Origin of the sequence: Enterobacter sp. 2VL (genome assembly GCF_005503595.1) — a bacterium.
In the GTDB taxonomy this organism is placed as follows: domain Bacteria; phylum Pseudomonadota; class Gammaproteobacteria; order Enterobacterales; family Enterobacteriaceae; genus Enterobacter; species Enterobacter cancerogenus.
The window spans coordinates 1-26,690 of record NZ_SCNE01000015.1 but is presented as its reverse complement, the minus strand read 5'-3'; the positions used below and the strand labels follow the sequence as shown (position 1 = coordinate 26,690).

General features: G+C 57.8%; 32 protein-coding genes. 13 read left to right on the top strand and 19 right to left on the bottom strand.

All coding sequences use genetic code 11. From position 1 onward, the window contains the following. The first annotated feature begins 11 nt into the window (after nucleotides 1–11). From citC to citG, 6 genes are read left to right on the top strand one after another with little or no spacing between them, the layout of a single operon-like run. Nucleotides 12–1,034, top strand: coding sequence for a [citrate (pro-3S)-lyase] ligase (gene citC / locus FFS28_RS21105; RefSeq protein ID WP_137903871.1), 1,023 nt, complete (start codon nucleotides 12–14; stop codon nucleotides 1,032–1,034). 16 nt (nucleotides 1,035–1,050) lie between these two features. Continuing rightward, nucleotides 1,051–1,344, top strand: coding sequence for a citrate lyase acyl carrier protein (gene citD, locus FFS28_RS21100; protein ID WP_042321951.1), 294 nt, complete (start codon nucleotides 1,051–1,053; stop codon nucleotides 1,342–1,344). Further along, the gene (gene citE / locus FFS28_RS21095) at nucleotides 1,341–2,216 is read left to right on the top strand and encodes a citrate (pro-3S)-lyase subunit beta (protein WP_006178466.1); all 876 of its coding nucleotides are present in this window, start codon (nucleotides 1,341–1,343) and stop codon (nucleotides 2,214–2,216) included. The genes citD and citE overlap by 4 nt, the downstream gene beginning before the upstream one ends. A 10-nt stretch (nucleotides 2,217–2,226) precedes the next feature. Further along, nucleotides 2,227–3,744: a citrate lyase subunit alpha gene (gene citF, locus FFS28_RS21090; RefSeq protein WP_137903870.1), complete on the top strand. Its 1,518-nt coding sequence runs from the start codon at nucleotides 2,227–2,229 to the stop codon at nucleotides 3,742–3,744. A 2-nt stretch (nucleotides 3,745–3,746) separates the two neighbouring features. Beyond that, nucleotides 3,747–4,286 carry a citrate lyase holo-[acyl-carrier protein] synthase gene (citX, locus tag FFS28_RS21085; RefSeq protein ID WP_137903869.1) on the top strand — a complete coding sequence of 180 codons (540 nt, stop codon included), beginning with the start codon at nucleotides 3,747–3,749 and terminating at the stop codon, nucleotides 4,284–4,286. After that, complete coding sequence (citG, locus tag FFS28_RS21080) at nucleotides 4,264–5,067, top strand: triphosphoribosyl-dephospho-CoA synthase CitG (RefSeq protein WP_137903868.1); 804 nt, start codon at nucleotides 4,264–4,266, stop codon at nucleotides 5,065–5,067. Before citX ends, citG begins: the two co-directional genes overlap by 23 nt. Nucleotides 5,068–5,149: 82 nt before the next feature. Here citG and FFS28_RS21075 read toward each other — a convergent pair whose 3' ends face one another. From FFS28_RS21075 to mutY, 4 genes are all read right to left on the bottom strand, one after another. Beyond that, nucleotides 5,150–6,406, bottom strand: coding sequence for a nucleoside permease (locus FFS28_RS21075; protein ID WP_006178462.1), 1,257 nt, complete (start codon nucleotides 6,404–6,406; stop codon nucleotides 5,150–5,152). 276 nt (nucleotides 6,407–6,682) lie between these two features. Further along, nucleotides 6,683–7,759, bottom strand: coding sequence for a membrane-bound lytic murein transglycosylase MltC (mltC, locus tag FFS28_RS21070; RefSeq protein ID WP_042321946.1), 1,077 nt, complete (start codon nucleotides 7,757–7,759; stop codon nucleotides 6,683–6,685). Nucleotides 7,760–7,883: 124 nt separating this feature from the next. Next, on the bottom strand, nucleotides 7,884–8,156 hold the full coding sequence (locus FFS28_RS21060) for an oxidative damage protection protein (protein ID WP_042321942.1): 273 nt from the start codon (nucleotides 8,154–8,156) through the stop codon (nucleotides 7,884–7,886). 26 nt (nucleotides 8,157–8,182) lie between these two features. Further along, on the bottom strand, nucleotides 8,183–9,241 hold the full coding sequence (mutY, locus tag FFS28_RS21055) for an A/G-specific adenine glycosylase (protein WP_102890221.1): 1,059 nt from the start codon (nucleotides 9,239–9,241) through the stop codon (nucleotides 8,183–8,185). 137 nt (nucleotides 9,242–9,378) lie between these two features. Between mutY and trmB the strand changes: the two genes are divergently transcribed. From trmB to FFS28_RS21040, 3 genes are read left to right on the top strand one after another with little or no spacing between them, the layout of a single operon-like run. Further along, nucleotides 9,379–10,098, top strand: a complete 720-nt coding sequence (trmB, locus tag FFS28_RS21050; protein ID WP_058608627.1) for a tRNA (guanosine(46)-N7)-methyltransferase TrmB — start codon at nucleotides 9,379–9,381, stop codon at nucleotides 10,096–10,098. Then, the gene (locus tag FFS28_RS21045; protein WP_137903867.1) at nucleotides 10,098–10,424 is read left to right on the top strand and encodes a YggL family protein; all 327 of its coding nucleotides are present in this window, start codon (nucleotides 10,098–10,100) and stop codon (nucleotides 10,422–10,424) included. The genes trmB and FFS28_RS21045 overlap by 1 nt, the downstream gene beginning before the upstream one ends. Before the next feature lie 57 nt (nucleotides 10,425–10,481). Continuing rightward, nucleotides 10,482–11,198 (top strand): YggN family protein, encoded by a 717-nt coding sequence (locus FFS28_RS21040; RefSeq protein ID WP_006178454.1) that lies wholly within the window; start codon nucleotides 10,482–10,484, stop codon nucleotides 11,196–11,198. A 105-nt stretch (nucleotides 11,199–11,303) separates the two neighbouring features. Here FFS28_RS21040 and FFS28_RS21030 read toward each other — a convergent pair whose 3' ends face one another. From FFS28_RS21030 to FFS28_RS21005, 6 genes are all read right to left on the bottom strand, one after another. Further along, nucleotides 11,304–11,642 (bottom strand): endonuclease domain-containing protein, encoded by a 339-nt coding sequence (locus FFS28_RS21030; RefSeq protein WP_137272707.1) that lies wholly within the window; start codon nucleotides 11,640–11,642, stop codon nucleotides 11,304–11,306. 63 nt (nucleotides 11,643–11,705) lie between these two features. Next, nucleotides 11,706–12,848, bottom strand: a complete 1,143-nt coding sequence (gene hemW / locus FFS28_RS21025; protein WP_137272708.1) for a radical SAM family heme chaperone HemW — start codon at nucleotides 12,846–12,848, stop codon at nucleotides 11,706–11,708. Then, entirely contained in the window at nucleotides 12,841–13,434 is a 594-nt protein-coding gene (locus FFS28_RS21020) for an XTP/dITP diphosphatase (protein WP_102890222.1), read from the bottom strand. The genes hemW and FFS28_RS21020 overlap by 8 nt, the downstream gene beginning before the upstream one ends. 3 nt (nucleotides 13,435–13,437) lie before the next feature. Continuing rightward, nucleotides 13,438–13,734, bottom strand: coding sequence for a DUF167 family protein YggU (yggU, locus tag FFS28_RS21015; protein ID WP_006178450.1), 297 nt, complete (start codon nucleotides 13,732–13,734; stop codon nucleotides 13,438–13,440). After that, the gene (locus FFS28_RS21010) at nucleotides 13,731–14,297 is read right to left on the bottom strand and encodes a YggT family protein (RefSeq protein ID WP_058608623.1); all 567 of its coding nucleotides are present in this window, start codon (nucleotides 14,295–14,297) and stop codon (nucleotides 13,731–13,733) included. Before FFS28_RS21010 ends, yggU begins: the two co-directional genes overlap by 4 nt. 21 nt (nucleotides 14,298–14,318) lie before the next feature. Continuing rightward, nucleotides 14,319–15,020, bottom strand: a complete 702-nt coding sequence (locus FFS28_RS21005; RefSeq protein WP_137903866.1) for a YggS family pyridoxal phosphate-dependent enzyme — start codon at nucleotides 15,018–15,020, stop codon at nucleotides 14,319–14,321. A gap of 17 nt (nucleotides 15,021–15,037) precedes the next feature. On the opposite strand from FFS28_RS21005, the gene FFS28_RS21000 reads away from it, so the two are divergent. Further along, nucleotides 15,038–16,018 carry a type IV pilus twitching motility protein PilT gene (locus tag FFS28_RS21000; RefSeq protein ID WP_137272711.1) on the top strand — a complete coding sequence of 327 codons (981 nt, stop codon included), beginning with the start codon at nucleotides 15,038–15,040 and terminating at the stop codon, nucleotides 16,016–16,018. Between the two features lie 31 nt (nucleotides 16,019–16,049). On the opposite strand, the gene ruvX is transcribed toward FFS28_RS21000, so the two are convergent. From ruvX to metK, 8 genes are all read right to left on the bottom strand, one after another. Continuing rightward, entirely contained in the window at nucleotides 16,050–16,466 is a 417-nt protein-coding gene (ruvX, locus tag FFS28_RS20995; RefSeq protein WP_137903865.1) for a Holliday junction resolvase RuvX, read from the bottom strand. After that, nucleotides 16,466–17,026 carry a YqgE/AlgH family protein gene (locus FFS28_RS20990; protein ID WP_006178445.1) on the bottom strand — a complete coding sequence of 187 codons (561 nt, stop codon included), beginning with the start codon at nucleotides 17,024–17,026 and terminating at the stop codon, nucleotides 16,466–16,468. The genes ruvX and FFS28_RS20990 overlap by 1 nt, the downstream gene beginning before the upstream one ends. Before the next feature lie 82 nt (nucleotides 17,027–17,108). Beyond that, on the bottom strand, nucleotides 17,109–18,056 hold the full coding sequence (gene gshB / locus FFS28_RS20985) for a glutathione synthase (RefSeq protein ID WP_042322311.1): 948 nt from the start codon (nucleotides 18,054–18,056) through the stop codon (nucleotides 17,109–17,111). Nucleotides 18,057–18,077: 21 nt separating this feature from the next. Continuing rightward, on the bottom strand, nucleotides 18,078–18,809 hold the full coding sequence (rsmE, locus tag FFS28_RS20980) for a 16S rRNA (uracil(1498)-N(3))-methyltransferase (RefSeq protein ID WP_042321930.1): 732 nt from the start codon (nucleotides 18,807–18,809) through the stop codon (nucleotides 18,078–18,080). Between the two features lie 52 nt (nucleotides 18,810–18,861). After that, nucleotides 18,862–19,569, bottom strand: a complete 708-nt coding sequence (gene endA / locus FFS28_RS20975; protein WP_006178442.1) for a deoxyribonuclease I — start codon at nucleotides 19,567–19,569, stop codon at nucleotides 18,862–18,864. A 94-nt stretch (nucleotides 19,570–19,663) separates the two neighbouring features. Further along, entirely contained in the window at nucleotides 19,664–20,161 is a 498-nt protein-coding gene (locus tag FFS28_RS20970; RefSeq protein WP_058608620.1) for a SprT family zinc-dependent metalloprotease, read from the bottom strand. Nucleotides 20,162–20,221: 60 nt separating this feature from the next. Then, nucleotides 20,222–21,619: a galactose/proton symporter gene (galP, locus tag FFS28_RS20965; protein WP_006178440.1), complete on the bottom strand. Its 1,398-nt coding sequence runs from the start codon at nucleotides 21,617–21,619 to the stop codon at nucleotides 20,222–20,224. A 428-nt stretch (nucleotides 21,620–22,047) separates the two neighbouring features. Next, nucleotides 22,048–23,202 (bottom strand): methionine adenosyltransferase, encoded by a 1,155-nt coding sequence (gene metK / locus FFS28_RS20960; RefSeq protein ID WP_006178439.1) that lies wholly within the window; start codon nucleotides 23,200–23,202, stop codon nucleotides 22,048–22,050. A 423-nt stretch (nucleotides 23,203–23,625) separates the two neighbouring features. On the opposite strand from metK, the gene yqgG reads away from it, so the two are divergent. The 3 genes from yqgG to speA all read left to right on the top strand — a co-directional run bounded on the left by yqgG (nucleotide 23,626) and on the right by speA (nucleotide 25,980). Next, a complete protein-coding gene (gene yqgG / locus FFS28_RS21995) occupies nucleotides 23,626–23,769 on the top strand; it encodes a small protein YqgG (RefSeq protein WP_418250466.1) in 144 nt (47 codons plus the stop codon). Between the two features lie 94 nt (nucleotides 23,770–23,863). Beyond that, nucleotides 23,864–23,995: an acid stress response protein YqgB gene (yqgB, locus tag FFS28_RS20955; RefSeq protein WP_127463540.1), complete on the top strand. Its 132-nt coding sequence runs from the start codon at nucleotides 23,864–23,866 to the stop codon at nucleotides 23,993–23,995. Nucleotides 23,996–24,003: 8 nt separating this feature from the next. After that, nucleotides 24,004–25,980 carry a biosynthetic arginine decarboxylase gene (speA, locus tag FFS28_RS20950; protein WP_137903864.1) on the top strand — a complete coding sequence of 659 codons (1,977 nt, stop codon included), beginning with the start codon at nucleotides 24,004–24,006 and terminating at the stop codon, nucleotides 25,978–25,980. A 98-nt stretch (nucleotides 25,981–26,078) separates the two neighbouring features. Here speA and FFS28_RS20945 read toward each other — a convergent pair. Continuing rightward, nucleotides 26,079–26,690, bottom strand: a 612-nt coding sequence (locus FFS28_RS20945; protein ID WP_137903863.1) for a hypothetical protein, incomplete at its 5' end; no start/stop codon positions are given.

Here is a 26,690-nt window from a genome sequence, read left to right as displayed (position 1 = left end):
AAGGCGGCAGCATGCACTCTCACCCCATTGATTTTCGCCACACCGTTGTGGCGAAACATCCGGAGCGGTTAAGCCAGATCCGCTACCTGCTGGCGGACAGCGGACTCGGGCTGGACAACGACATCACGCTGTTCGTCGAGGCCTGGTCCGGCACGCAGCTGGTGGGTTGCGCCGGGCTGGCCGCCAACGTCATTAAATGCGTGGCGGTTAACGAGCAGCTGCGCGGGGAAAACCTCAGCGCCCGGCTGCTGGCGGAAGTCGAGAATGCGGCGCTTGAACGCGGCCATTTTCACCTCTTCCTCTGCACCCGGCCATGCAACACGGAGCGCTTTGCCCGCAGCGGCTTCTGGCCGATTGCCCGGAGCGGGAATAACGCGGTACTGATGGAGAACACCCCGCAGGGGATCGCCCGTTACTGCCGCTCCCTTGGCGCGACGCGCAGAGCCGGAAAAAAGACGGGCGCGATCGTGATGAACGCCAATCCGTTCACGCTGGGCCACCGGCATCTGGTGGAGCAGGCGGCGGGGCAGTGCGACACGCTGCACCTGTTTGTGGTGCGCGAAGATGCGTCGTTTTTCCCGTTCAGCGCGCGGCTTGAGATGGTGCGTGCCGGCGTGGCGCATCTGCCGAACGTGGTGGTACACGAAGGCTCGCAGTACATCATCTCCCGGGCCACTTTTCCGGCTTACTTTCTGAAGGAGAGCGGCAAGGTGCAGCAGGCGTGGAGCGAAATCGACGTGCTGATCTTTCGGGACTTTATTGCCCCGGCGCTGGGGATCACCCATCGCTTTATCGGCTCCGAGCCGTTCTGCGATATCACCCGTCAGTACAACCAGACGCTGCACGACCTGCTTGCCTCGCACATTGAGGTGGTGGAGATGCCGCGCATAAAAGCGGCCGGTAATGCCATTTCGGCCTCGGAAGTGCGCCGTTTACTCAAGACACAGCAGTTTTTCCGGATCCGGGAGATTGTCCCGGATTCCACCTTCACGCACCTCGAAACGCATTATCGCGAGCGTGCGGAAGTGGCATAACGATCAGGAAACGAAAATGAAAATTGTAAGGGAGGCGCTGGCCGGTACGCAGGAGTCCAGCGACCTGATGGTGAAAATCGCCCCCGCCGACGGCGAGCTGGAGATTGTCATCCACAGTGAAGTGATTAAGCAGTTTGGCGAGCAGATCCGCCAGGTGGTCAACGAGACATTGCGCGCCATGAACGTGCGCCAGGGGTTGATCATGATTGAAGACAAAGGGGCGCTGGACTGTGTGATCCGCGCCCGGCTGCAAAGCGCGCTTCTGCGCGCCGCCGATGAGCAGGCAATCCACTGGGAGGCGCTGAAATGAGCAAACTTCGCCGCAGTATGCTGTTCCTGCCCGGCGCCAACGCCGCCATGCTCTCCACCGCGTTTATCTACCGACCGGACTCCATCATGTTCGATCTGGAAGACGCGGTGGCCCTGCGCGAGAAAGACACCGCGCGCATGCTGGTGTTCCACGCCCTGCAACACCCGATGTATCAGGATATCGAAACCGTGGTGCGCATTAACCCGCTGAGCACGCCGTTTGGCCTGCTGGATCTGGAGGCCGCCGTGCGGGCCGGGGTGGACGTGATCCGCCTGCCGAAAACCGACACCCCTGAAGATGTGTATGAACTGGAAGGCCACCTTGAGCGCATCGAGCGTGAGTGCGGACGTGCGCCAGGTTCCACCCGCGTGATGGCGGCGATTGAATCGGCGGTTGGCGTGATCAACGCCGTGGCGATTGCCCGCAGCTCGCCGCGATTAATCGGCATCGCGCTGGCGGCCTTCGACTACGTGATGGACATGCAGACCGAGCGCGGTGACGGCACCGAGCTGTTCTACGCCCGCTGTGCGGTGCTGCATGCGGCTCGCGCCGCCGGTATCGACGCTTTCGACGTGGTCTGGTCAGACGTTAATGACGAAGCGGGCTTCCTGCGCGAGGTCGAACTGATCCGCAAGATGGGCTTTAACGGTAAATCGCTGATCAACCCGCGCCAGATTGACCTGCTGCATAACGCCTACGCGCCAACTCCGCAGGAGGTAGAGCACGCGAAGCGGGTGATTGAAGCCGCACAGGAGGGCGAGCGTAACGGCCTGGGCGTGGTCTCGCTCAACGGCAAAATGGTCGATGCCCCGATTATTCACCATGCGCAGGTCGTGCTGGAACGCGCGGCGGCTTCCGGCGTGCGTCGGTAAGGATGACAGAATGAATCAGACAGAACTTCTCCATGTGAATTTTCCCCATCTGCGGGATCTTCAACCCTTTGATACCGCCCACAGTGCGACGCCGTGGCTGGCGGACGCTGACGCGAAGCACAACCGCAAACTGTGCGCCTCCCTCGAAGAGGCGGTGATGCGCAGCGGCCTGCAGGACGGTATGACGATCTCCTTCCACCACGCGTTTCGTGAAGGCGACCGGGTGATCAATAGCGTCGTGGCGCTGCTGGCGCGGATGGGCTTCAAAAACCTGACCCTGGCCTCCAGCTCGCTGATGACCTGCAACGACGCGCTGATTGAGCATATACAGAGCGGTGTGATCACCCGGATTTACACCTCCGGGATGCGCGGCAGGCTGGCAGAGGCCATCTCCCACGGACTGATGGATGAGCCGGTGCAAATCCACTCCCACGGCGGGCGCGTGAAGCTGCTGCAGGACGGCGAGCTGAACATCGACGTGGCGTTTCTTGGCGTGCCGTGCAGCGATGCGTTTGGCAATGCCAACGGTACGCACGGCACCTCCTGCTGCGGCTCGCTGGGCTACGCGATGGTGGATGCGCACTATGCCCGCAAGGTGGTACTGCTGACCGAAGCGCTGGTGCCGTTCCCCAATATGCCCGCCAGCATCGTGCAGGATCGGGTGGACTATATCGTGCAGGTCGAGAGCGTCGGCGATCCGGCAAAAATTAGCGTCGGCGCGGCGCGCGTTACCAGCAACCCGCGCGAGCTGATGATTGCCCGCTATGCGGCGGACGTGATTGAACACTCCGGCTACTTCAGGCCGGGTTTCTCGATGCAGACCGGCTCCGGCGCGGCCGCGACCGCCTGCACGCGCTTTATGGAGGAGAAGATGGAGCGCAGCGGCGTGACGGCGCGCTTCGCCCTCGGCGGGATCACCGGCAGCCTGGTGGACCTGCACGAAAAGGGGCTTATCGACACGCTGCTCGACACCCAGTGCTTTGACGGACAGGCGGCGGCCTCGCTGGCGCGCAATCCGAAACACGTTGAGATCTCCACTAACGTCTACGCCAACCCCGGCAGCAAGGCGGCAAGCTGCGACCAGCTCGACGTGGTGATCCTCAGCGCCCTGGAAATCGACGTTGAGTTTAACGTCAACGTTATCACCGGCTCCGACGGCGTGATGCGCGGCGCATCCGGCGGGCACTGCGACGTGGCTGCGGCAGCCAACCTGACCATCGTGGTCGCGCCATTGCTGCGCAGCCGTATTCCCACGGTGGTGAAGCGCGTCACTACCCGCCTCACGCCGGGGGAGAGCATCGACGTGCTGGTGACCGATCACGGCATCGCGGTGAACCCGGCCCGCCCGGAAATCCGCGAGCGCCTGCTGGCGGCAGGGCTGAAGATTGTGGATATCGATACCCTGTACGCGCGGGCGATTTCCCTGACCGGCGTGCCAAAGCCCATTGCATTTACCGACAAAATCGTTGGGGTGATCCGCTACCGCGACGGCAGCGTGATCGACACCGTAAGACAGGTTAAGGAGTGAATATGACGACAGCGACACCCGTGCGCGCGGGTGTCGGCCTGGACGAGGTGCTGGCGGCGAAAGAGCGCCGTGCAGCACGCCAGGCTGACATGCTTGCGCATTATCACCAGCCGGTAATTTCCCTCACGCTGGTCACCCCGGGGGAGATCAAAGACAGCCTGCGCTATCGCAACACCATGGGCGTGGCGCTCCAGATGTGTGACCAGCTGCTGTGGGAAAACCGCTGGCAGGTGCTGGATCGCCAGGTGCTGTGGCTGCCCACCGGGCCGGAAGCCCTGTGGTGCGTGGCCCATCCGGCTGCGGAAATCAAAGCCCACTGCGCGACGCTGGAGCAAACGCACCCGCTCGGCAGGCTGTGGGACCTCGATGTGATCTGCCCTGAGCACGGCCACGTCGGGCGTCAGTCGCTGGGGGCGCACCTCAGACGCTGCCTGATTTGCGACGCGCCCGCGCACGCCTGTTCACGCTCGCGCAAGCATCCCGTCGGGCAGGTGGTAGCCCGTGTGGAGAAGATGATTGATGACTGGTTTGCTCGCGACTAACCCGCGCCCGGTAGCGGTGCCCGCGCTTGCCGAGGAGGCGCTGTGGCAGGAGCTGGCGCTAACGCCCAAGCCGGGGCTGGTGGACCGGCTAAACAACGGCTCCCATCGCGATATGGATCATGCCCTGTTTGTTCGCAGCATTGAGGCGATTTCACCGTGGTTTTCACGGTTCGCCGCGCTGGGGGCGCAGCATGCGGATCAACCCGCCGTTGAGCAGCTGCGGATTATCCGCCCGATGGGGATCGCCTGCGAGCAGGCCATGTATGCCGCCACTCACGGCGTGAATACGCACAAAGGGGGGATTTTCGCCCTCGGGCTGCTGTGCTTTGCTTCAGGGCGTGTGAAAAATGTCTGTGCAGACAGCCTCTGCTGTGAGGTGAGTAACATCTGTCGTGGGCTGGTGGCGCGGGAACTTGCCGGGCGCAGCGGGCAGGCAACGGCGGGTGAGCGGCACTATCAGCAGTATGGTTTAACCGGCGCGCGCGGCGAGGCGGAGAGCGGCTTTGCCACGGTGCGCAGGGCGCTGGCCGGATGGACAGGGCGTTCGCTTCACGAGCTGCTGCTGCGCCTGATGGCGACGAATCAGGACAGCAATCTGGTGTCGCGCGGCGGCATTGAAGGGTTGTGCTACGTGCAGGACTATGCACGGGAACTGCTGATGAACGGCTGGGATCGTGATGCGTTGCTTAAGATGGATAAGGCGTTAATTGAACGGAACTTAAGCCCTGGCGGCAGCGCGGATTTGCTGTCGGTGGGGTGGGTGCTGTCTGCCATAAAATAGCCGGGTGGCGCTAACGCTTACCCGGCCTACGAACGGTGTTTTTGTAGGCCCGGTAAGGCGAAGCCGCCACCGGGCACAACAATTAATGCGCTATCGGCTGCGCACCGTTTGGCACACGCACGTGCTTGTACTTGAACAGCGCGATGAACGCGAAGAACAGCACCAGCGAGTATGCGGCGAAGATCAGCCACACTGGCTGCCAGTCGGTAATGCCGTTGGTGGTGTACATCTCAACCACTTTACCGCTCACCACGCCGCCCAGAATACAGCCGAAGCCGTTGGTCATCATCAGGAACATGCCCTGCGCGCTGGCGCGGATTTCGGGTTTCACCTCTTTCTCGACAAACACCGAACCGGAGATGTTGAAGAAGTCGAAGGCGCAGCCGTAAACAATCATCGACAGAACCAGCAGTACGGTGCCGAACGGGCTTGGATCGCCGTAGGCGAACAGGCCGAAGCGCAGCATCCACGCAAAAATACTGATCAGCATGACGTTCTTGATGCCGTAGCGGCTCAGGAAGAACGGGATGGTCAGGATGAACAGCGTCTCGGAGATCTGCGAGATGGACATCATCACCGACGCGTGCTCAACGATAAAGCTCCCGGCAAACAGCGGGTTATTATCGAAGCTGTGCAGGAAGGTGTTGCCGAACATGTTGGTGATCTGCAGCTCTGCGCCCAGCAGCATGGAGAAGATAAAGAAGATCGCCATACGTTTGTTTTTAAACAGCGCAAAGGCATCCAGACCGAGCATGGTGCTCCAGCTCTGGTTCTTCTGCTGATTAGAGACCGGAATGTGCGGCAGCGTCAGGGTAAACAGCGCCAGCACCACGGAGAGCGCAGCCCCGATGTACAACTGCATGTGGCTCAGCTCGAAGCCCGCGAAGCTCACGCCCCACATCGCCATGATAAAGCCGATGGTGCCCCAGATACGGATCGGCGGGAAATCGGTAACGATATCCAGGCCCGCGGATTTCAGGCGGTAGTAGGAGATGGTGTTGATCAGGCCAAGCGTTGGCATATAGGCCAGCGAGTTAAGCAGGATCACCATGAACATCGCCCCCGGCGTGGTCACTTCGGCCGCCATAAACAGCGTCCCCGCGCCCACCAGATGGCAAAGCATGTAGAGCCATTTCGCACTCAGCCACTTATCCGCCACGATACCGAGCAGCGTTGGCATGAAAACAGCCGCAATACCGAGCGAGCTGTAGACGGCACCGATTGACGCACCATCAAACTTGAGCGTCACAAACATATAGGAGCCGAGTGTAGTCAGCCAGCTTCCCCACAGGCAGAACTGCAGAAACGACAATATTTTAAGCTGCAGCTTAAGGTTCATGTTACTTTCCTCACAAGTGAGCGGGAGATATGTTGTTATAAGAACATTCAGGGTTGTTATTTGATGCAATTCTATCAGCAGGAGAGATTATGTTTTGTTACCTCCCGCAAAAAAATGCAATCCACATTAATTTGCAGATTAAATTGTGATGCAAATAAGGTTTTTGTATGGGTTGGGAAGTCTGTTCCCCCTCACCCTGCCCTCTCCCCACAGGGGAGAGGGTGTTCAAGTTCCCTCTCCCCTGTGGGGAGAGGGTTAGGGTGAGGGGAGAGAGGCTTAACGGCGACGATAGTTTTTCTGCGCCGTATTCACCTTATACAGATAGCGACGGGATTCTGCCGACGGGTGGCGGGTGGTGAGCGTGGTATAGACATCGCCTGGAGCCATGCTGTTGATGATATTCGCAGCCTGCACCTTGTCGCTGGAGAAGACGCGCAGCACGCTGCCCGCGCCGCCGTTATAGGCGGTGATCACCGCGTAGCGCCGCGAGGTCGGGTTATCGATCCCGCCCAGATAAACGTTGTTCAGCATTGCCAGATAGGCGGTGCCGGTATCAATGTTGCTTTGCGGATCGAACAGATAGCTGCGGCTCGGCGTCCCGGAACGCCCCTGAGAGCGGAACACGTCTTTACCGGCGCTGTGCTGAACAACCTGCATCAGCCCCAGCGCGTCGGAACGGCTGACCGCGTAAGGGTTGAATGAGGATTCGGTCTGCATAATCGCCAGAATCAACGACTCATCCACGCCATACTTACGCGATGCCTGGCGCACCATGCCGATGTACTTATGCGCACGTTTGTCGAGGTGGTTCGGTACCAGGTTGATGGTGACGCTGTAGATAATCTTCAGGCCGTTGGTGCGGCTCTTGAGGCGCGTTTTCAGCAGGTAATCGGCGAACGTCGAGGCGCGGCCTTCCCAGCGAATCGGCTGCCCGGTCTGATCGACCACCTGGCCATACAGGAACGGCTCTTTGGAGATGGTGATGTCATCGGCATCCGAGTAAAGATCGATAGTGCCGGGATCGTCACCCATCAGCAGGGTTTTGATAATGGCCTGACGCAGGCGCGCGGCGGGTTCAGTGCCTGCAATGGTTTCAATGGTGATCGTACCGTCATCAAAGTTGATGTGGCTACGGGTCTGATAGGCGTCGGTGTACTTAACGTAGTCCTTAGGTCCGGCGATAAGAACTTCGTTAAATCCCCAGATATTCTCGATGTTGTGGGCAAACTGCCCCATCAGAATGTCAAAACCGTTGGTGTCCTTCACCCAGGCTTCGTTGTAATCCTCGCCTTTCTTTGAGGAACAAGAGACCAGCAACGGCGCAACAAGAGCAAGCGCTAAAAATTTTTTCATCATTCCGGGAGTGCGTGTTGTGTTTGCTTAGTCGTTGCTTTCGCCGGGTGGCGCTGCGCTTACCCGGCCTACAAAACCGTAGGCCCGTGCAAGCGAAGCGCCGCCGGGCAACAGCGGCGCGGTATTATTTTTCCGGTGGCGTATAGCCTTCGATGTGCACGTCTTTACCTTCGAACAGGTAGTTCACCATCTCCTGTTCCAGCAGTTTGCGGTGTTCCGGGTTCATCATGCTGAGCTTTTTCTCGTTGATCAGCATGGTCTGCTTTTTCTGCCACTGGCCCCAGGCTTCTTTGGAGATCTCGTTGTAGATGCGCTTACCCAGGTCGCCCGGGTAGAGCTGGAAATCCTGGCCTTCAGCGTCGCGCTGCAGGAAAGTACAAAAAATAGTTCTGGCCATACTCATTCCTCATTTTCTGGCCGGTGCTAAATCAGTGCACCGACACGTAATTGCTGTAACAGGCGCTCCACGGGAGCCGCCAGCCCGACTGATGGCGGTTGCGCTAAGTTATACCAGAGACCGCTTCCTTCATCCATGCAGGAGGCGATGGAGGACACGGGAAGCCACATGGGCACAATATCCAGGTGGAAATGGCTGAAGGTATGACGAAACGCGGTTTGCTGCGTGAGAGTATCGTCCGCAATGCCGCGCTGTTTCAGCCATTCGCGAAGCAAATCTTCATCTTCAAACTGTGGGAAGCAGTATAGACCACCCCACAGGCCGCTCGGTGGACGCTGCGCCAAAAACACCTCGTCGCCGTGCTGCATCAGCAGCATATAGCCGGTGCGCTCGGGCAGCGTCTGCTTCGGCTTTTTGCCGGGATACTGCGCCCAGGCGTGGTTTGCATAGGCCACGCACAGGTTGTTCACCGGGCAGAGTTCGCACTTCGGTTTTGAACGGGTGCAGACCATCGCGCCGAGATCCATCATCGCCTGGTTAAAACGCTCAACGCCGTTTGCCGGCGTGACTGCTTCGCTAATGTCCCACAGACGCTTCTCGACCTCTTTTTTGCCCGGCCAGCCGTCCACCGCGTAGCAGCGTGCGAGCACCCGCTTCACGTTGCCGTCGAGGATCGGGAAGTGTTTGCCTAAGGAGAGGGAGAGAATCGCACCCGCGGTGGAACGCCCGACGCCGGGCAGGTCCGCCACTTCATCGAACGTTTCCGGGAATGTGCCGTTATGGCGCGTCGCCACCTGCTGTGCTGCCTTGTGCAGGTTGCGCGCGCGGGCGTAATAGCCAAGCCCGGTCCAAAGGTGCAGCACCTCGTCCAGAGGGGCATTCGCCAGATCGGTGACCGTGGGAAAGCGCGCCATAAAGCGTTCAAAGTAAGGAATGACCGTCGCGACCTGCGTTTGTTGCAGCATCACCTCGGAGAGCCATACTTTGTAGGGCGTTTTTTCAATTTGCCAGGGCAGGGTTTTACGCCCGTATTTGTCGTACCAGTCCAGCACCTGGGCTGAAAATTGAGAGGCTTGCATGGTCATCGATTCGCATAATCAGGGACGCAGATTGCAGCACAGCGTCAATCTGCTGTAAACCGGATCTTTCCCATGCTTGCATAGATGCCTTAACTTTGGATAATGCCCGTTTCCCGAACACTCTCACGAGCAGACTACTTTTTATGAAAAACGACGTCATTTCACCGGAATTTGATGAAAACGGCCGCCCGCTGCGCCGTATTCGCAGCTTTGTCCGCCGTCAGGGCCGCCTGACAAAAGGGCAGCAACACGCGCTGGACAACTACTGGCCGGTGATGGGCGTTGAGTTCACTGAACAGCCTGTCGACTTCACCGCGCTGTTTGGCCGCGACGCGCCCGTCACGCTGGAGATTGGTTTTGGTATGGGCACCTCGCTGGTGACCATGGCGAAAGCGCGCCCCGAGCAGAACTTCCTCGGCATTGAAGTGCACTCGCCGGGCGTCGGCGCGTGTCTGGCAATGGCCCATGAAGAGGGCGTTGAGAACCTGCGCGTGATGTGCCACGACGCGGTAGAAGTGCTGCACAAAATGATTCCTGACAATTCTTTGAACATGGTTCAGCTCTTTTTCCCTGACCCGTGGCACAAAGCACGTCATAATAAACGCCGTATCGTTCAGGCACCGTTTGCAGAGCTGCTGAAAAGTAAGTTAAAGCTGGGCGGCGTTTTCCACATGGCGACCGACTGGGAACCTTATGCGGAACATATGCTGGAAGTGATGTCGTCGCTGGACGGGTATAAAAACCAGTCTGAAAGCAACGACTATGTACCGCGCCCGGATTCACGTCCGGTGACAAAATTTGAACAGCGTGGCCATCGTCTTGGTCACGGCGTATGGGACTTAATGTTCGAGAGGGTGAAATAATGGCAAAGAATCGTAGCCGTCGTCTGCGTAAAAAGATGCACATCGAAGAATTCCAGGAAGTGGGTTTCTCCGTTGCCTGGCGTTTCCCGGAAGGTACCAGCGTTGAGCAGATCGATCAGGACGTAGATGCGTTCATCAACGAGGTGATCGAACCCAACAAGCTGGCCTTTGACGGCAGCGGCTATCTGGCGTGGGAAGGTCTGATCTGCATCCAGGAAGTGGGTAAATGTACCGAAGAGCATCAGGCGCTGGTTCGCAAATGGCTTGAAGACCACAAAATGGAAGATGTCCGCGTCAGCGAACTTTTCGACGTTTGGTGGGACTAATAAAGCAGGTACGGGGCCAGCATTAGCTGGCCCATTTTGTCTGAGGGAGTGTTTAAGATGCGCAAAACGTTGCTGGCTGTTGCTCTATTGGCAATCGGAACCACCGCCCATGCGGAGTATAAATGTAGCGTCACCCCGCGTGACGACGTGGTGTTAAGCCCGCAAACCGTGCAGGTCAAAGGCGAGAACGGCGATCTGGTGATTACGCCGGATGGCAACGTCACCTTTAACGGCAAACCGCAAAACCTGACGGCCGCTCAGCGCGAGCAGGCAAAAGATTATCAGGCTGATTTGCGCACCGCACTGCCGTGGGTGAACGACGGTGCCCTGACGCGCGTTGAGAAAAGCCGCGTGGCGCTGGACAAGATCATCACTAAAGAGGTGGGTGAGAGCAGCAACATGCGCACCCGCCTGACCAAGCTGGACAAACAGCTGAAAGAGCAGATGAACCGCATTATCGAGACTCGCACCGACGGCCTGACGTTCCACTACAAGGCCATTGATCAGGTGCGCGCCGACGGCCAAAACCTGGTGAACCAGGCGATGGGCGGTATTTTGCAGGACAGCATCAACGAGATGGGCGCAAAAGCCGTGCTGAAAGGCGGCGGTAACCCGCTGCAGGGCGTGCTGGGCAGCCTTGGCGGATTACAGACGTCGATTCAGAACGAATGGAAAAACCAGGAAGCCGATTTCCAGCAGTTCGGCAAAGACGTGTGTAAACGCGTGGTGTCGCTGGAAGATAGCAGAAAGGCGCTGGTGGGGACGTTGAAGTAAGTTTTCTGCGTGCCGGGCCCCTCACCCCGGCCCTCTCCCCAGGGGAGAGGGAGTAAACGTACTCTCACCCCCGGGGCTAAAGTTCCCTCTCCCTGTGGGAGAGGGTTAGGGTGAGGGCATCAGGCATTGCAATCGTTGCATAATAGCCATCAGTACCTCCTCTTCATTTACCCTGAACTCATTGTTCCAGAACCGTATCACTTCCCAGCCGTTAGCCTTTAAAAAAGCCGTTCTGCGTAAGTCATATGCTTCTTCATCCTGATGTTGCCCACCATCAAGCTCAATAATCAGCTTGGCTTTAAAACAGGCAAAATCAACGATGTATGTGCCAATCGGCATCTGGCGGCGAAACTTATAGCCAAAGAAGCGGCGTCCTCTGAGTAAATACCAGAGGCGTAATTCTTCGGGCGTCATTTCCTTGCGGAGTTGTTTTGATTTTTCCATCCCCATACTCTGCCAGCCTTTCCCTCAACTGGCAGAACGGGATGCAAAATCCTGACGCTGTGTTCAGGAATCGTCGGCGAGGAACAGCTCAAGAAGGGAGTTTAAGAACAGTTTGCCATGCTCGGTGATCTGCCAGTATTCATCACATTCGGTGAGATACCCCTGCGCCAGCGCCTCGTCGATCTGCGGGCGGATCACCGACTCTGCCAGCCCGGTATAGCGCGAGAACTCCGCACGCGGCGCGGCTTCCAGCAGGCGGAAGCGGTTCATAAAGAATTCAAATGGCTTATCCGCCGCCTCGACGTCGTGCTGACGCTCCAGATAGCGGCCTTCCATGTACCCGCGCGGATGGCGCGTTTTAGCGGTACGCAGGATGCGTCCGTCCGGGAAGGTCACTTTGCCGTGCGCGCCGCAGCCTATCCCCAGATAATCGCCAAAGCGCCAGTAGTTCAGGTTGTGCTGGCACTGGTAGCCCGGCTTCGCATAGGCAGAGGTTTCGTACTGCTGATAGCCTGCGGCGGTCAACAGCTGATGACCTTGTTCGAAGATATCCCACAGCGCGTCGTCATCCGGCAGTACCGGCGGGCGAGAGCCAAACAGCGTGTTTGGCTCAATGGTCAGCTGATACCAGGAGAGATGCGGCGGATTAAGTTCAATCGCCTGACGCAGGTCGTCCAGCGCTTCGTCGAGCGACTGGTCCGGCAGGCCGTGCATCAAATCGAGGTTAAAGCTGCGAAGGCCAAGCCCCGTTGCCAGATGCGCTGCGCGCTTTGCCTCGTCCGGGCCGTGAATGCGCCCCAGGCGCGTTAATTTTTGCTCGCTAAAGCTCTGTACGCCGATGGAGATACGGTTCACCCCCGCGCGTTGATATTCGACAAAACGGTCGGCCTCAACGGTGCCGGGGTTGGCTTCCATCGTAATTTCAGCATCCGCTGCCAGGTTCAGGCGCGCACGCACGCCGTCCAGCAGCGTCTGCATCGCCGGGCCTGAAAGCAGGCTCGGCGTACCGCCACCAATAAAAATGGTCTTAACTTCACGTCCCTGTGCGTAAGGTACATCGGCGTCCAGGTCGGCCAGCAGATGCGCAACGTAATCATCGTGCGGCACTTCGCCTTTCAGCGCGTGCGAGTTGAAATCGCAGTACGGGCATTTCTGCACGCACCACGGGATGTGAATATACAGACTCAGAGGTGGCAGGTTAGCCATTACGTAATGCTTCCAGTAACAGTTTCAGCGCGCGTCCACGGTGGGAAATTGCACTTTTCTCTTCGCGGGTCAGTTCCGCAGCGGTTTTGCCCTCAGACGGGACAAAGAAAATCGGGTCGTAGCCAAAGCCGCCGCTGCCAGCCGCTTCGCGGGCGATCACGCCCGGCCAGCTGCCGTGGCAGACAACAGGCGTGGGGTCTTCGGCATGGCGCAGGTAAACCAGCACGCAGTGGAACTGCGCGGTGCGCTGGTCGTCAGGCACATCCTTCAGGGCGACAAGCAGCTTTTCCAGATTTTGCTGGTCGGTGGCATCTTCACCAGAGTAGCGCGCGGAGTAAATTCCCGGTGCGCCGCCAAGATAATCTACGGCCAGGCCGGAGTCGTCGGCAATGGCAGGCAGGCCGGTAATCTGAGCGGCATGGCGCGCTTTCAGGATCGCGTTTTCGATAAACGTCAGGCCCGTCTCCTCGGCGGAATCCACGCCAAGCTCGGTCTGGGCGACCACGTCCAGCCCAAAATCATTTAAAAGCGAGGCCAGCTCGCGCACTTTACCGGCATTACCGGTAGCGAGAACAACTTTCTGCATGGTTTAGTCCTGTTCTGTCAGCGCCGCGACTTGCGTCGGGATCGATTGCGGATTGAGGATTTTTACCTGTTTATGTCGCCCCAGTTCACCTTTTTCAATGATGACCTGGCTTTTGGCGACGCGAAACTGTTTAGCCAGATATTTGGTCAGATGCGCATTGGCCTGACCATCCACCGGCGGGGCGGTGATGGCGACTTTTAGCTCGTCGCCATGCAGCCCAACAATGCTGTCGCGGCTGGCTTTCGGCTGAATATACAGCCGTAAAACCAGCCCGTCAGCGCAGGTGCTTACGGCACTCATAGCGCCATCCACAGCCCCGGCAGCAGCATATTGCCCGTCGCCTGTAACAGCTCGGCGATCCCCATGTTAGCCACGTACAGCAGCAGGACAAGGATCATCGGCGAAAAGTCGATACCGCCCATCGACGGCAGCAGATTGCGAATCGGGCGTAGCAGCGGTTCAGCCAGCTGGATAAGCGCGTACTCTACCGGGCTACGGCCTTGGCTCACCCAGCTCATGATTGCCATGACCAGCAAGACCCAGAAGATCAGCAGGCCGACGGTTTTGATGAGGATCAGAACGGCAGCGATCCAGATAATCGGCTGGAAGGTAATGACCATAAACAGCACGATCGCTTTGATAACGCTCAGGATAAACGCCATCAGCAGCGAGGCGCTGTCGATAGGCCCCATCGCCGGAATAATGCGGCGCAGCGGCCCCACGACGGGCTGGGTTACCTTCACGACAAACTGTGAGAACGGATTATAAAAATCACAGCGAGCCCACTGCATCCAGACACGCAGTAACAGCGCCATCGTATACAGCTCAAGCACTGTTGAGAGCAGGAAAGTCAACGTCTTCATGGCGTTCCTTAGGTTTCCTTATTATTGGGTGTAATCGCGCGCACCGAAAATTGCTGTGCCGATGCGCACCATCGTACTGCCTGCCGCAATCGCGGCTTCCATATCATCCGACATGCCCAGAGAAAGCGTGTCTACCGTTGTGTAGCGCGCTTTAAGCGCTTCAAATGCTACAGCCATTTGCCGTGCTACGGCAAACTGCCTTTCATAACTTGACTCAGGTGCCGGGATCGCCATCAGCCCGCGCAGGGTCAGGTGCGGCAGCGCTGCCACCTCTGCCGCCAGGGCGTCGAGCTCGCTCAGCGCAATGCCGGATTTGCTGTTCTCGTCGCTAATGTTGATTTGAATCAGCACGTTAAGCGGAGCCATGTCTGCCGGGCGCTGGTCGTTCAGGCGCGCGGCAATCTTCAGACGATCGATCGTGTGACACCAGTCAAAATGCTCCGCGACCAGACGGCTTTTGTTCGACTGCAGCGGGCCAATAAAGTGCCATTGCAAATCGTCCTGCCCCTGGTCACGGAAATGGCAAATTTTGTCCACGCCTTCCTGCACGTAGTTTTCACCAAACGCCCGCTGCCCGGCGGCAATCGCTTCTGCGAGGGCGCTCGCAGGCTTAGTTTTACTGACTGCAAGCAACGTAATTTCTTCTGAAGCACGGCCGCAACGCGTTGCAGCGGCTGAGATTTTGTCCCGGACCTGTGCCAGGTTATGCGCAATGTCGTTCATTTTCCGAGGAGTAGTCTATGGATGTGGAAGAAATCGTGGCCCTTAGTGTAAAGCATAACGTCTCCGATCTACACCTGTGCAGTGATGCCCCCCCGCGCTGGCGGCGATTAGGCCGCCTTGAGCCCGCCCCGTTTCCGCCTCCGGACGTGAACGTGCTGCTCAGGGAGTGGCTTAATGATGAACAGCAGGGGGCTTGGTGGGCAAACGGGCAGGTGGATTTTGCCGTCACCACCGGCGAAAACCAGCGCCTGCGCGGTAGTGCGTTTATGCATATGCAGGGTGCCTCTGTCGCGCTGCGACTGCTGCCGCGTGCCTGCCCGCAACTTTCTGCGCTGGGCGTGCCGCGGGCGATCCCGGAGCTGTTACTGAATGACAGCGGGCTGCTGCTGGTGACCGGGGCAACCGGCAGCGGAAAATCCACCACTCTGGCGGCGATGGTCGATTTTCTCAACCACCACACCGACGGGCATATTCTGACGCTCGAAGATCCGGTGGAATTTATCTATCAGAGTGAACGCTGCCTGATCCAGCAGCGCGAAATAGGCCAGCACAGCCCGACGTTTGCCGAGGCGCTGCGGGGCGCGTTGCGTGAAGATCCGGATGTGATTTTGCTGGGGGAGCTGCGCGACAGCGAAACGATCCGCCTGGCGCTGACGGCGGCAGAAACCGGGCATCTGGTGCTGGCAACGCTGCATACGCGTGGGGCATCGCAGGCCATTGAACGGCTGGTGGATACCTTTCCGGCACAGGAGAAAGACCCGGTGCGCACCCAGCTGGCGGGCAGCCTGCGGGCGGTTCTGGCGCAAAAGCTGCGCCCGGATTTGCAGGGCGGGCGCGTCGCGCTTTATGAGCTGCTGGTGAATACCCCGGCGGCGGCGAACCTGATCCGTGAAGGCAAAACCTGGCAGCTTCCCGGGATCGTTCAAACGGGTCAGCAGGCGGGCATGCAGAACTTTGAACAGAGCCTGGCCGAGCGCCGGGCGCAGGGCAGGCTATAGGAACCTGCCGGGCTACCGCCTGAAAAGAGGCTCAGTAACCCTGCTCGAAATAGCTCTCGAGGATAATGACGGCGGAAGCCGAGTCGACGCTGCCTTTGTTCAGCGCCCGAAAACCACCGTGTTCAAACAGCCCGGCGCGCGCTTCGACGGTGCTCAGACGCTCGTCATGCAGCTTCACGGATACGCCAAAGCGGCCATGAATTTTATTGGCAAATTTACGCGCCCTGGCGGTAAGCGGTTGCTCGGTGCCGTCCATGTTCAGCGGCAGCCCGACAATCACGTCGTCCGGCTGCCACTCTTTGAGCAGACGTTCGATAAGGTTCCAGTCGGGCGTGCCGTCGTTGGCCTTGACCGCCGTCAGCGGGCGTGCCGTGCCGGTAATGCGCTGGCCCACGGCAACGCCGATGCTTTTAGTGCCAAAGTCGAAGGCAATTAGCGTTCCGCTCATTAGGCGTGCCCCGCAACGCCGGGCATGGTCAGAATATCAATGCCGATAAGTTTTGCGGCCTCGCGCCAGCGATCGGCAATCGGGGTTTTAAACAGGATGTTCATATCCGCGGGCGCGGTCAGCCAGGCGTTATCCAGAATTTCCTGCTCAAGCTGGCCTTTCTCCCATGAGGCGTAGCCCAGCGCAACCAGCACTTCGGAAGGCTGATTTGCCGTACCGAGTGTTTCAAGGACATCGCGCGAGGTGGTGATAACGGTGTTATCCGAAATGCGAATACTGGAGGAAAAGACCGGCGGGGTATGCAGAATAAAACCGCGATCTTCTGCAAGCGGCCCACCCAGCATGACGGCTTTATCAAGACGGATCTCTGGCAGACGCTCTTCCGTGGTGATTTTCAGCTTGTCCAGAATCCCTTCGACCTGGAGGTTTTCCAGCGGCTTGTTGATGATAATTCCCATCGCACCGTCTTCATTGTATTCACAAATGTACACCACGGCGCGGCGGAAAATCGGGTCCTGGAGTGCAGGCATGGCAATAAGAAAGTGATGCTGTAAATTCATTGTCAGAGGGTCTGTTTCCTGGTTTAAAAAGCGACAGCGTCCAGTATGCGGAGAAACGACAACGCTGTCACTCTTTGGTGGGTTACTTCTGTAAACGTTTTTCGATGGCGTCCATCAGCATACCGGTGATCGAAATCGGGAATTCCGCCTCGATTTCACGGATGCAGGTTGGGCTGGTGACGTTCACTTCGGTCAGACGGTCGCCGATGATGTCCAGGCCGACGAAAATCAGCCCTTTGGCTTTAAGCGTAGGGCCAACGCGGCGGGCAATTTCCCAGTCGCTTTCGGTCAACGGGCGCGGTTCGCCACGGCCACCGGCTGCGAGGTTGCCGCGGGTTTCGCCACCCTGCGGGATACGTGCCAGGCAGTAAGGCACCGGCTCGCCGTCCACCACCAGCACACGCTTGTCGCCGTCGACGATGGCAGGCAGGTAGTTCTGCGCCATGCAGTAGCGGGTACCCAGCTCGGTCAGCGTTTCGGCAATGACGCCAATGTTAGGATCGCCTTCTTTAACGCGGAAGATAGACGCGCCGCCCATGCCGTCCAGCGGCTTCATGATGATATCGCCGTGTTGCTGCCAGAATGCTTTCAGCTGTGCCTTGCTGCGGGTCACCAGCGTTTCCGGCGTCAGGTCAGAGAACCAGGCTGTGTAAAGCTTCTCGTTGCAGTCGCGCAGGCTCTGCGGCTTGTTGACGATGAGCGTGCCTTTCTCTTCTGCGCGTTCCAGGATATAGGTGCAGTAGATAAATTCGGTATCGAACGGCGGATCTTTACGCATCAGGATGACGTTGAGGTCGGCCAGGGCGATATCCTGCTCGCTGCCGAATTCGTACCATTTGTCGTAGTTCTGCTCGACGTTAACGAGGCGGGTACGCGCGCGGGCTTCACCGTTGATCAGGTAAAGATCGTTCATCTCCATATAGTGGAGTTCATAGCCGCGACGCTGCGCTTCCAGCAGCATAGCGAAGCTGGAATCTTTCTTGATGTTAATGTTTGCGATGGGATCCATCACGATGCCGAGCTTGATCATTTTTTTCTCCATCAATATGGGTCAACCCAGATCGCCAAAACGCACCTGTAGCGCGGTAATGGCGGTGAGCGCCGTTGTCTCAGTGCGCAGAACGCGAGGCCCTAACAGAATATCAGTAAACTGGTAACGTGCCGTCATGGCGATCTCGTCAGCCGACAGGCCGCCCTCCGGGCCAATCAACAGGCGCACGCGCTCGACGGGCAGCGGCAGCGTGTTGATGCTGGCGCTGGCGCGAGGGTGGAGATTGAGCTTCAGCCCGCTCTCCTCTTCAGCACACCAGTCCTCAAGGTCCATCGCCGGGCGGATCTCCGGTATCCGGTTGCGGCCGCTTTGCTCGCAGGCCGCAACGGCAATTTTCTGCCACTGCTGGATCTTTTTGTTCAGACGTTCAGCATCCAGTTTAACGCCACAGCGCTCAGAAAAAAGTGGCGTAATGAGGCTTACACCGAGTTCAATGGATTTCTGAATGGTGAACTCCATCTTTTCACCGCGCGACATCACCTGTCCCAGATGGATATGCAGCGGCGATTCACGGTCGTCCACTTCACCGCGCAGCACGTTGACGTGCACGCTTTTTTTGTCGGCGCGCGTAATTTCAGCGTCGAACACCTGGTTGGAGCCGTCGAAGAGCTGAATCGCCTGGCCTGCGCCCATACGCAGCACGCGGCCTACGTGGTTGGCGGCGTCGTCAGACAGGGCGATCTCACGGCCTGCGGTAATCAGTTCAGGATGGTAGATGCGGGGAATGCGCATAGTCAGAAATTCCATGTGTCATGCGGTGTAAGCGAATTGCCGCTAGTGTAGGTTAGCTCTTTTGCGCCTGGCAAGCCCGCTGGACGTAAGGGTTGTGATTCCCCTGAACTTTCGCAATGCGCTCATCGCGCTGGCACTCCCACGCCGTCACCGGATACATCTTGTCCCAGGCGTTAAACAGCTGCGTCTGCTGGCGTGAAAGCGTAAGCGAGTAACGGTCGCGCATGTAGAAGTAGGTGCGGGCAATGCTGCCGCGCGCGCGGGCTGGCGGCTCGGCGACTTTCTCTTTGAAATCCACCTTCATGGCGCACTGTCCGTACTGGCCTTCGCCGCCGTTCCACTGGCTGTACATGAAGTTGCCGCGATCGCCGTTCACTTCGCCTACCGCGGGTTGCAGGTTGTGCATATCGCTTTCCATCTGGCGATAGACCGGGTCTTTGGCGCAGTTTTTACGCCCGCCATCCTGCCAGCACTGGCGCTGATGGCCGAATTGCCATGCCGGAACGACATGTTCCCATTCGATGCGGCTGGCGCGATTCTCATTTTTACGGACTTTGTAGCCGCAGGATGCGAGGTCAACGACGCCTTTTTTGCCCTGCCAGTTAATCTTACAGCCACAGTAGAAATCGCCCGGCGCGTCAGCGTTAATCTTGACGCCTGCGGTTTTTGCCTGGGAAAAACTATGGATACCGTCGGCCAGCGCGTGGCCGGAGAGCGCCGTCGTCAGAAAGGCGACGGTGAGGGAGAAATTACGGGACATCTTACACTCCGTGTCAAAACGAGCCGGCAACGTAGCGGATGTTGTTCCTGTATGCAATCAGTCAGATCAGGAAAGTTCCTGATTGTTCATTTGATCATTCCGCAACCAGCGGGTCGCCGCACTTCACGCAGCGGTAGGTTGCTTCGCCACGCACCACGCGGTTATGACGGCGCACGGTGAGCTGATGCTGCTGGCACGAGCAGCGGTAGGGGAAAGTATTGGTGCGTACTGATACAAGCTCGAACTGGTGCGTGCGGCGAGCGGGCACGCCGAGCACCGCCTCCATCATCCATTTCCACTCTTTGCCGTGGGGCGCTACGCGGCCAAAATGTTTCCACACCAGCAGATGCGCCAGCTCGTGAGGCACCACCTCTTCGATAAATGCCTGCTGGTTTTCCATCATCAGCACCGGGTTTAAGCGGATCTCCCAGGACTCCAGCCAGGCGGTGCCTGCTGCAGTGCCGCGCTGGTGGTACACCAGCCTGGGTTCAGGATAATTGCGCCCGAGCTTCAGGTTTGCCTGGGCGAGTTTTTCCCGCAGGCTGCGCATAGCGGCTTGCTGAAGGGCGATGGGGAGACGGGGAGCTTTCATAGGGGCAGAGCATAAAGCGGGAAGCGGGGAGGTGCAAGCGGCACCTCCCCGGCAGAACACTCAGTCGTGTGCGCCAATCTCACGCAGCGGACGACCTTTCATCAGGTTACGTTCAATATGTTCCAGCGAAACGTGTTTGGTTTCTGGAACCAGCCAGATGGTCAGAACAATGAAGAAGATGTTCAGGCCGGAGTAAACCCAGAAGGTGTTCGCATTGCCCAGCGTGTTGAGCATGGTCAGGAACGTTGCGCCGACAATCATGTTGGCGATCCAGTTGGTCGCGGTGGAGCAGGTGATACCAAAATCACGCCCTTTCAGCGGCTGGATCTCCGAGCACAGCACCCAGATCAGCGGACCGGCGCTCATCGCAAAACCGACGATAAACATCAGCAGCATGGCCACGGCAAAGTACTGTGCAGACGGGGAGTGAATGCCCACATGCATCATCGTACCGAGGACGCCCATCCCGACGGCCATCACCAGGAAGCCCAGCGTCAGCGTTGGTTTACGTCCCCAACGGTCTACCAGACCAATGGCAATAAAGGTCGCCAGCACGTTGGTCAGACCGACGATTACCGTGCCCCACATCTGCTCGGTGGTGTTGGTGTAACCCGCCAGTTCGAAGATTTTTGGCGCGTAGTACATGATGACGTTCATCCCGGTGAACTGTTGCATCACCTGCAGCAGCACGCCCAGGAACACCGCGCGGCGGAAGTTGCTGTTCTCTTTAAACAGCGCCCAGCCGGACTGTTTTACCTTCAGGCTTTCGCGGATCTCTTCCAGCTCGTTTTTCGCCTCTGCGCTGGTATCACGCAGGCGCAGTAAAACCCGTTCGGCATCGTGGAAGCGGCGTTTGGCGGCGAACCAGCGCGGGCTGTCCGGCAGGAAAAAGACGCCAATCAGCAGCAGCACCGCAGGGATGATGATCACGCCGAGCATCCAGCGCCATGCACCGCTGTAGCTGAACGCCGTATCGGAAAGATAAGCGCCCAGAATACCGATGGTGATCATCAGCTGGTACATCGAAATCATGCTGCCACGGATTTTCTCCGGCGCGATTTCAGACAGGTACAGCGGCGCGGTGTAAGACGCCACGCCAACGGCCAGGCCGAGCAGTACGCGCGACACCAGCAGCACCTCAACGTTTGGTGCGGCGGCAGAGAACAATGACCCAGCCACGAACAGGATCGCGCCGATCATCAGGCTCTTTTTACGCCCGAGCTTGAAGGAGAGCCAGCCGCTGCCCACCGCACCCACGGCGGCACCGAACATCATGGAGCTGACCACCCACTCCTGAGTGTGTGAAGAGATCTGGAATTCATCGGTGATGAAAGGTAACGCACCGGCGATAACGCCGATATCCAGGCCAAAGAGTAATCCTGCCAGGGCTGCGAGGAAGCAGACGAAGAAGGTCATCGCCTTATTGGACGTACGCCCCTGTTTTTTATTGTCAGGCATTATGCCCTCCAGTTGGGTTATCAGTTTTTACGATGTTAAGAGTAGGTGAGTAGTGCGTAAAAATATGTGAGACAAATCACAACGGTGTAATCGGTTACACAACATTGACTACGTAAATAATATTAAAGCTTTGAAAATATAGAGGTAAACGAGGTGATATGCATCGCGAATGTACACAATTCAGACTTAACTGAAAGGAAATGTAACAGCAGAAGAAATGCGATCATGCAAAGGGAATAATCTGAAAGCAGGATATATTTGGTGCGGTGTAAACGGTTTCAAAGGGTGCGGTCTGTCGTCGGGCGGCGGCTGCGCCTTACCCGACCTACGGGTCCGAAGATTTTGTAGGTCGGGTAAGGCGCAGCCGCCACCCGACATAAAAAAAGGCCAGCGCAAAGGCTGGCCTGTTTAACGCTACGGTCGGTCGATTATTTCAGACCGGCAGCGTCACGCAGCAGGGCGGCTTTGTCGGTTTTTTCCCATGGGAAATGTTCGCGACCAAAGTGACCGTACGCAGCGGTTTCTTTATAGATTGGGTGCAGCAGATCCAGCATCTGGATCAGGCCGTAAGGACGCAGGTCGAAGAACTCGCGCACCAGCAGCGTCAGCTGCTCGGATGGCACTTTCTCCGTACCAAAGGTTTCCACCATGATTGACGTTGGTTCCGCCACGCCGATGGCATAAGAAACCTGAATTTCACAGCGGTCGGCCAGGCCTGCAGCCACGATGTTTTTCGCAACATAACGTGCTGCGTATGCCGCAGAACGGTCAACTTTAGACGGGTCTTTACCAGAGAACGCACCGCCACCGTGACGCGCCATGCCGCCGTAGGTATCAACGATGATTTTACGACCGGTCAGGCCGCAGTCGCCCATTGGGCCGCCGATAACGAAGCGTCCGGTTGGGTTGATGAAGTATTTGGTTGCAGAGTTCAGCCACTCAACGGGCAGAACAGGCTTGATGATCTCTTCCATCACCGCTTCCTGCAGCGCTTTCTGGTCAATCTCTTCGGAATGCTGGGTAGACAGAACCACCGCATCAATACCGACGATTTTGCCGTCGTCGTACTGGAAGGTCACCTGGCTTTTTGCATCCGGGCGCAGCCATGGCAGGGAGCCGTTTTTACGCACTTCAGCCTGACGCTGCACCAGACGGTGTGCGTAGGTGACTGGCGCTGGCATCAGCACGTCGGTTTCGTTGGTGGCGTAGCCGAACATCAGGCCCTGGTCGCCCGCGCCCTGTTCCAGCGGATCGGCACGGTCAACGCCCTGGTTGATGTCCGGAGACTGTTTGCCGATGGCGCTCAGTACCGCACAGGAGTTGGCATCAAAGCCCATATCAGAATGCACATAGCCGATCTCACGCACCGTGTTACGGGTGATCTCTTCGATATCAACCCATGCGCTGGTGGTGATCTCACCGCCCACCAGAACCATGCCGGTTTTGACATAGGTTTCGCATGCAACGCGCGCTTTTGGATCCTGGGTCAGGATCGCATCCAGCACCGCATCGGAGATTTGGTCAGCAATTTTATCAGGATGTCCTTCTGATACGGACTCGGACGTAAACAGGTGTTTTGCCATGTTATATTTCACCTAAGAGGAATTTGGTTAGCTCAAGCTGCTGTGTGGAATAGCCAAGGGAGATAATTCTACCAAGGCCGACGGGTTTTGACACTGGCAGTCTGAGTGTTAATCAGTATGGATGGATTAACATCTGGACGGCTATTTTAGGTCACTTCTTAGACCGATTTCCAGTTTTTTTTGACTCACCTCTCACTGCGTTGAAAACGCAGCTGGAAATATTTCCTGACGCCGCTGGCAACGCGCGCATTTTTGTTTTGCATTTTAGCCCCCTTCTCGGTATAAAACGCGGCGCGCGGCTTCTAAAAAAAAGCGCTCGATGAACTCATCGTGTTGCCACTTCCAGCCGGGTTAAGCAGTGAACTTTCAGCTTTGGCTTGGGGTCCGTTTCAGCAGAGGCGGCCGTGGAGGTGATACGAGATAATGAACCATCGTTTTCCGCTAATTCAGCGCAGCCGTTCTGGCGCGCATTTGATTCCCGCAACCCGCATTTCTAGTCTGCAAACCTGCCGATGTTATACCCATCTCGGCGCTTCTCAGGATTCCAGGGCCGGTCACGCTTTGTGAAAACTGAACAAGGGCGCTCTTGTTAATACAAGAGTTATCTCGTGGTTTCGCCGAACCTTGTCATACACAGTTCGGTTACGTGTTTTACAATGATATGAATAAGAAACCGGTCGCACGGTCTGGATTTCAGCATACTCTGCTGGGAGATGGAGCCGTTTATGGGTTGTTATCGCCGTATAACGCTGCGATAGTAGTCAACTGTTTTACACTTAATACAAAGAGTTGAGGTTCGCTATGTCTGACGACATGTCTTCAGTTTCGCCTTCGTCAGCGGGCGAACAGGGTGTACTACGTTCCATGCAGGAGGTTGCGATGAGCTCCCAGGAAGCCAGCAAGATGCTGCGCACTTATAATATTGCCTGGTGGGGCAATAACTACTACGACGTCAATGAGCTGGGCCACATTAGCGTTTGCCCCGATCCGGACGTCCCCGATGCGCGCGTGGATCTCGCCAGACTGGTGAAAGCTCGCGAAGCGCAGGGCCAGCGTTTGCCTGCACTGTTCTGCTTCCCGCAGATCCTGCAACATCGCCTGCGTTCGATTAACGCCGCGTTCAAGCGCGCGCGCGAATCTTATGGCTATAAAGGCGACTACTTCCTGGTTTACCCGATTAAGGTGAACCAGCACCGCCGCGTTATTGAATCCCTGATCCACTCCGGCGAACCGCTGGGGCTGGAAGCCGGTTCCAAAGCGGAGCTGATGGCCGTTCTGGCGCACGCGGGCATGACCCGGTCGGTGATTGTCTGTAACGGTTATAAAGACCGTGAATACATTCGTCTGGCGCTGATTGGCGAGAAGATGGGCCACAAGGTCTATCTGGTTATCGAGAAGATGACCGAAATCGCAATTGTGCTGGAAGAGGCGGAGCGTCTGAACGTGATCCCACGCCTCGGCGTGCGTGCGCGTCTGGCGTCCCAGGGTTCCGGTAAATGGCAGTCCTCCGGCGGCGAAAAGTCCAAGTTCGGCCTCGCGGCGAACCAGGTGCTGCAGCTGGTAGAAATTCTGCGCGAGCGCGGTCGTCTGGACAGCATCCAGCTGCTGCACTTCCACCTCGGCTCGCAGATGGCGAACATTCGCGACATCGCCACCGGCGTGCGTGAATCGGCGCGTTTCTACGTTGAGCTGCACAAGCTGGGCGTCAACATTCAGTGCTTCGACGTCGGCGGCGGTCTGGGCGTGGACTATGAAGGAACCCGCTCGCAGTCCGACTGCTCTGTTAACTACGGCCTGAACGAATACGCCAACAACATTATCTGGGCGATTGGCGATGCCTGTGAAGAGCACGGCCTGCCGCATCCGACGGTGATCACCGAATCGGGCCGCGCGGTGACCGCGCACCACACCGTGCTTGTTTCCAACATTATCGGCGTTGAGCGTAGCGAAATTTCTGAAGCGACGCCGCCGCAGGAAGATGCGCCTCGTTCCCTGCAAAGTATGTGGGAAACCTGGCAGGAGATGCACGAGCCGGGCACGCGCCGCTCGCTGCGCGAATGGCTGCACGACAGCCAGATGGATCTGCACGACATTCACGTCGGCTACTCTTCAGGCACCTTCAGCCTGCAGGAGCGCGCGTGGGCAGAGCAGCTCTATCTGAACATGTGCCATGAAGTACAGAAGCAGCTCGACCCGAGTAACCGCGCGCACCGTCCGATTATCGACGAGCTGCAGGAGCGTATGGCGGATAAGATTTACGTCAACTTCTCGCTGTTCCAGTCGATGCCGGATGCCTGGGGTATCGACCAGCTGTTCCCGGTTCTGCCGCTGGAAGGACTGAACCACGCCCCGGAACGTCGTGCGGTGCTGCTGGACATCACCTGTGACTCCGATGGTGCTATCGATCACTACGTGGACGGCGACGGTATCGCCACCACCATGCCGATGCCGGAGTACGATCCGGAGAACCCGCCGATGCTGGGCTTCTTTATGGTCGGTGCGTACCAGGAGATCCTCGGCAACATGCACAACCTGTTCGGTGATACCGAAGCGGTTGACGTGTTTGTCTTCCCTGACGGCAGTGTGGAGGTTGAGCTGTCTGATGAAGGGGATACCGTCGCGGATATGCTCCAGTACGTTCAGCTCGATCCGGGCAAACTGTTAACCCAGTTCCGCGATCAGGTTAAAAACACCGATCTGGACGATGCGCTGCAACAGCAGTTCCTCGAAGAGTTTGAAGCGGGTCTGTACGGGTATACCTACCTCGAAGACGAGTAATTATCCCGCCTGCTGAATAAGAAAAGGGTCTGACCACGGTCAGACCCTTTTTTATGGCTACATGAAAACCCCGCCGGTGAACGACGGGGGGAGGGGGGTTAACTCAGCTGTTCGTCCTGGAACGCAATGGTCACCTTCGCATAGATATCAATTGGCGTTTCCGTCATCAGCGGCAGCCACTGCTTCGGCTGTGCTGTTGCGCTCATATCGCCGTTCCACTGCTTGTGCTCAGGCGTTTTCGGCATATCCATGCCGGTCTGACCGGTGGACGAGCCCGGCGAAAGCTTAACGTCGGTGCCTTTCGGATTGCTCGACGGCGCCACGCCGTTGGTCATATCGCCGTTCCACTGCTTGTGCTCAGGCGTTTTCGGCATGTCCATGCCGGTCTGACCGGTGGATGAGCCTGGCGAAAGCTTGACGTCGGTGCCTTTCGGATTGCTCGACGGCGCCACGCCGTTGGTCATATCGCCATTCCACTGCTTGTGCTCAGGCGTTTTCGGCATGTCCATGCCGGTCTGACCGGTGGACGAGCCTGGCGAAAGCTTAACGTCGGTGCCTTTCGGATTGCTCGACGGCGTCACGCCGTTAGTCATATCGCCGTTCCACTGCTTGTGCTCAGGCGTTTTCGGCATGTCCATGCCGGTCTGACCGGTGGACGAACCTGGCGAAAGCTTGACGTCGGTGCCTTTCGGATTGCTCGACGGCGTCAC